Origin of the sequence: Micromonospora sp. NPDC049891, from assembly GCF_040660295.1 — a bacterium.
Classification (GTDB): Bacteria; Actinomycetota; Actinomycetes; order Mycobacteriales; family Micromonosporaceae; genus Micromonospora.
Window position 1 is genome coordinate 1 of record NZ_JBFAML010000061.1, and the last position, 5,375, is coordinate 5,375.

General features: G+C 57.7%; 3 rRNA genes. All 3 read left to right on the forward strand.

Annotation, left to right across the window (positions count from 1 at the left end):
* Nucleotides 1-150 precede the first annotated feature (150 nt).
* The 3 genes from AB0I71_RS32280 to rrf all read left to right on the forward strand — a co-directional run bounded on the left by AB0I71_RS32280 (nucleotide 151) and on the right by rrf (nucleotide 5,374).
* A 16S ribosomal RNA gene (locus AB0I71_RS32280) occupies nucleotides 151-1,665 on the forward strand.
* A gap of 386 nt (nucleotides 1,666-2,051) precedes the next feature.
* Nucleotides 2,052-5,159, forward strand: a 23S ribosomal RNA gene (locus tag AB0I71_RS32285).
* A 98-nt stretch (nucleotides 5,160-5,257) separates the two neighbouring features.
* A 5S ribosomal RNA gene (gene rrf / locus AB0I71_RS32290) occupies nucleotides 5,258-5,374 on the forward strand.
* The 16S, 23S and 5S rRNA genes sit together here, the layout of an rRNA operon.
* The last annotated feature ends 1 nt before the right edge of the window (nucleotide 5,375 follow it).

Genomic DNA, 5,375 nt, shown 5'->3' on the forward strand with positions numbered 1-5,375 from the left:
GGTGTGTGGTTGTTCTTTGAGAACTCAACAGGGTGCTTGATAAGCCAGTGCCAAATTGTTTGATTCCCGGGCTGGCCAGGTTTTTGTCTGGTTGGTTTGGATTCCTTTGGCAACAATTTTGTTTGTTGCTGGGATGGATTTTCCAGGTTTTTGTTGGAGAGTTTGATCCTGGCTCAGGACGAACGCTGGCGGCGTGCTTAACACATGCAAGTCGAGCGGAAAGGCCCTTCGGGGTACTCGAGCGGCGAACGGGTGAGTAACACGTGAGCAACCTGCCCTAGGCTTTGGGATAACCCTCGGAAACGGGGGCTAATACCGAATATTCACTGCTGGCCGCATGGCTGGTGGTGGAAAGTTTTTCGGCTTGGGATGGGCTCGCGGCCTATCAGCTTGTTGGTGGGGTGATGGCCTACCAAGGCGACGACGGGTAGCCGGCCTGAGAGGGCGACCGGCCACACTGGGACTGAGACACGGCCCAGACTCCTACGGGAGGCAGCAGTGGGGAATATTGCACAATGGGCGGAAGCCTGATGCAGCGACGCCGCGTGAGGGATGACGGCCTTCGGGTTGTAAACCTCTTTCAGCAGGGACGAAGCGCAAGTGACGGTACCTGCAGAAGAAGCGCCGGCCAACTACGTGCCAGCAGCCGCGGTAAGACGTAGGGCGCGAGCGTTGTCCGGATTTATTGGGCGTAAAGAGCTCGTAGGCGGCTTGTCGCGTCGACTGTGAAAACCCGTGGCTCAACTGCGGGCCTGCAGTCGATACGGGCAGGCTAGAGTTCGGTAGGGGAGACTGGAATTCCTGGTGTAGCGGTGAAATGCGCAGATATCAGGAGGAACACCGGTGGCGAAGGCGGGTCTCTGGGCCGATACTGACGCTGAGGAGCGAAAGCGTGGGGAGCGAACAGGATTAGATACCCTGGTAGTCCACGCTGTAAACGTTGGGCGCTAGGTGTGGGGGGCCTCTCCGGTTCTCTGTGCCGCAGCTAACGCATTAAGCGCCCCGCCTGGGGAGTACGGCCGCAAGGCTAAAACTCAAAGGAATTGACGGGGGCCCGCACAAGCGGCGGAGCATGCGGATTAATTCGATGCAACGCGAAGAACCTTACCTGGGTTTGACATCGCCGGAAATCTCACAGAGATGTGGGGTCCTTCGGGGCCGGTGACAGGTGGTGCATGGCTGTCGTCAGCTCGTGTCGTGAGATGTTGGGTTAAGTCCCGCAACGAGCGCAACCCTCGTCCCATGTTGCCAGCAATTCGGTTGGGGACTCATGGGAGACTGCCGGGGTCAACTCGGAGGAAGGTGGGGATGACGTCAAGTCATCATGCCCCTTATGTCCAGGGCTTCACGCATGCTACAATGGCCGGTACAATGGGCTGCGATACCGTGAGGTGGAGCGAATCCCAAAAAGCCGGTCTCAGTTCGGATCGGGGTCTGCAACTCGACCCCGTGAAGTCGGAGTCGCTAGTAATCGCAGATCAGCAACGCTGCGGTGAATACGTTCCCGGGCCTTGTACACACCGCCCGTCACGTCACGAAAGTCGGCAACACCCGAAGCCGGTGGCCCAACCCTTGTGGAGGGAGCCGTCGAAGGTGGGGCTGGCGATTGGGACGAAGTCGTAACAAGGTAGCCGTACCGGAAGGTGCGGCTGGATCACCTCCTTTCTAAGGAGCACCATCCAGCGAAGGCTGGTATGGAGCCCGCGATCTGCGAATGTCGGGTCGGGGTGCTCAATTGGCGGAGACACTGGCGAGTCGGCGCCGGCAACGGCCGGAACTGTCTAGTACTGCTGATCTTCGGGTTGGTGTGGAACGAGTGGTTTTGGTGCGGCTGGTGGTTGGCGGATAGCACCCTGTTGGGTCCTGAAGGAACAACCGTTGGTTGTTGTTTCAGAGGCTGAGTGCGGACTTTCGGGTTCGTCGGCTGCCAGGCATGGCCTGGCCTCGCATACCGGATGTTGCCCTGTTGTGGGTGGTGTTGCTGGTGTGGGGTGGTGGGTTGTGGGTTGGTTGTTTGTTGAGAATTGCACAGTGGACGCGAGCATCTTTGTGGTCAAGTTGTCAAGGGCGAACGGTGGATGCCTTGGCACCAGGAGCCGATGAAGGACGTGGGAGGCCGCGATAGGCCTGGGGGAGCTGTCAACCGAGCTGTGATCCCAGGGTGTCCGAATGGGGTAACCCGGCATCAGTCATGTGATGTCACCTGCACCTGAACTCATAGGGTGTGTGGAGGGAACGCGGGGAAGTGAAACATCTCAGTACCCGTAGGAAGAGAAAACAATAGTGATTCCGTGAGTAGTGGCGAGCGAAAGCGGATTGAGGCTAAACCGGTTGCGTGTGATACCTGTCAGGGGTTGCGTGGTCGGGGTTGTGGGACCCTGCTACACGAGCTGACACTCGTGTGAGGAGTTATAAAGCCAGTTGTTAGCTGAATGGTCTGGAAAGGCTGACCGTAGACGGTGATAGTCCGGTAGGTTAAAGCAGCTGGTCTTCTGTGGGTGTTCCCGAGTAGCGGCGGACTCCTGAAATCTGCCGTGAATCTGCCAGGACCACCTGGTAAGCCTAAATACTTCCTGGTGACCGATAGCGGACGAGTACCGTGAGGGAATGGTGAAAAGTACCCCGGGAGGGGAGTGAAATAGTACCTGAAACCGTTCGCCTACAATCCGTCGGAGCCTTGCGGGGTGACGGCGTGCCTTTTGAAGAATGAGCCTGCGAGTTAGTGGCATGTGGCGAGGTTAACCCGTGTGGGGGAGCCGTAGCGAAAGCGAGTCTGAAGAGGGCGTTTGAGTCGCATGTTCTAGACCCGAAGCGGAGTGATCTAGCCATGGGCAGGCTGAAGCGCGGGTAAGACCGTGTGGAGGGCCGAACCCACCAACGTTGAAAAGTTGGGGGATGACCTGTGGTTAGGGGTGAAAGGCCAATCAAACTCCGTGATAGCTGGTTCTCCCCGAAATGCATTTAGGTGCAGCGTCGCGTGTTTCTTACCGGAGGTAGAGCACTGGATGGTCTAGGGGGCCCACAAGCTTACCGAAATCAGCCAAACTCCGAATGCCGGTAAGTGAGAGCGCGGCAGTGAGACTGCGGGGGATAAGCTTCGTAGTCGAGAGGGAAACAGCCCAGATCACCAGCTAAGGCCCCTAAGCGTGTGCTAAGTGGAAAAGGATGTGGGGTCGCATAGACAACCAGGAGGTTGGCTTAGAAGCAGCCACCCTTTAAAGAGTGCGTAATAGCTCACTGGTCAAGTGGTTCCGCGCCGACAATGTAGCGGGGCTCAAGCACACCGCCGAAGCTGTGGCACTCACACTGTGCCCGGTGTCTGCCTTTGGGTGGGCATCCAGGTGTGTGGGTGGGTAGGGGAGCGTCGTGCCGGGGGTGAAGCAGCGGGGTGACCCAGTTGTGGACGCGGCACGAGTGAGAATGCAGGCATGAGTAGCGAAAGAAGGGTGAGAAACCCTTCCGCCGGATGACCAAGGGTTCCAGGGCCAGGTTAATCCGCCCTGGGTGAGTCGGGACCTAAGGCGAGGCCGAGAGGCGTAGTCGATGGACAACGGGTTGATATTCCCGTACCCGCGAAGGAGCGTCCCTGATGAACCTCGTTGTGCTAACCACCCAAACCGGCCAAGACCTTCGGGTTGAGGTTGGGGAGCGTGGGAACCTGGCGGGTAGTAGTCAAGCGATGGGGTGACGCAGGAAGGTAGCTGAGCCCGGCCGGTGGTTGTGCCGGGGTAAGCGTGTAGGCCGACGTGTAGGCAAATCCGCACGTCATGTGGCTGAGACGTGATGCCGAGCCGATTCAGGTGAAGTCAGTGATCCTATGCTGCCGAGAAAAGCCTCTAGCGAGTTCCGAGCGGCCCGTACCCCAAACCGACACAGGTGGTCAGGTAGAGAATACCGAGGCGATCGGGCGAACTGTGGTTAAGGAACTCGGCAAATTGCCCCCGTAACTTAGGGAGAAGGGGGGCCGGAGACGTGAAGCCCCGCGCGGGTGGAGCGTTGTATGGCCGCAGAGAGCAGGGGGAAGCGACTGTTTACTAAAAACACAGGTCCATGCGAAGAAGTAATTCGATGTATATGGACTGACGCCTGCCCGGTGCTGGAACGTTAAGGGGACCTGTTAGCTCTTCGGGGCGAAGCGGAGAACTTAAGCGCCAGTAAACGGCGGTGGTAACTATAACCATCCTAAGGTAGCGAAATTCCTTGTCGGGTAAGTTCCGACCTGCACGAATGGCGTAACGACTTCCCCACTGTCTCAACCACAGGCCCGGCGAAATTGCAGTACGAGTAAAGATGCTCGTTACGCGCGGCAGGACGGAAAGACCCCGGGACCTTTACTATAGCTTGACATTGGTATTTGAGTCGGCTTGTGTAGGATAGGTGGGAGCCGGTGAAGCTCATACGCCAGTATGGGTGGAGGCAATCTTGAAATACCACTCTGGTTGATTCGGGTATCTAACTTCGGACCGTTATCCGGTTCAGGGACAGTGTCTGGTGGGTAGTTTAACTGGGGCGGTTGCCTCCTAAAGGGTAACGGAGGCGCCCAAAGGTTCCCTCAGCCTGGTTGGCAATCAGGTGTTGAGTGCAAGTACACAAGGGAGCTTGACTGTGAGACTGACGGGTCGAGCAGGGACGAAAGTCGGGACTAGTGATCCGGCACTTGCGTGTGGAAGCGGTGTCGCTCAACGGATAAAAGGTACCCCGGGGATAACAGGCTGATCTTCCCCAAGAGTCCATATCGACGGGATGGTTTGGCACCTCGATGTCGGCTCGTCGCATCCTGGGGCTGTAGCAGGTCCCAAGGGTTGGGCTGTTCGCCCATTAAAGCGGTACGCGAGCTGGGTTTAGAACGTCGTGAGACAGTTCGGTCCCTATCCGCCGTGCGCGTAGGATACTTGAGAAGGGCTGTCCCTAGTACGAGAGGACCGGGACGGACGAACCTCTGGTGTGCCAGTTGTCCCGCCAGGGGCACGGCTGGTTAGCTACGTTCGGAAGGGATAACCGCTGAAAGCATCTAAGCGGGAAGCCTGCTTCAAGATGAGGTATCCCACCATCTTCGGATGGGTAAGGCCCCCAGCTAGACGACTGGGTTGATAGGCCGGAAATGTAAGCCCGGTAACGGGTTCAGTTGACCGGTACTAATAGGCCGAGGACTTGACTACAAAGATTCTGCTCGCGTCCACTGTGTAACTCACAACAAACAAACAGACACCCCGACAAGGTTTGTTGGTGTTGGTGTTGTTTGACATGTTGATAAGGTTACGGCGGTCATGGCGGAGGGGAAACGCCCGGTCTCATTCCGAACCCGGAAGCTAAGCCCTCCAGCGCCGATGGTACTGCACCCGGGAGGGTGTGGGAGAGTAGGACACCGCCGGACA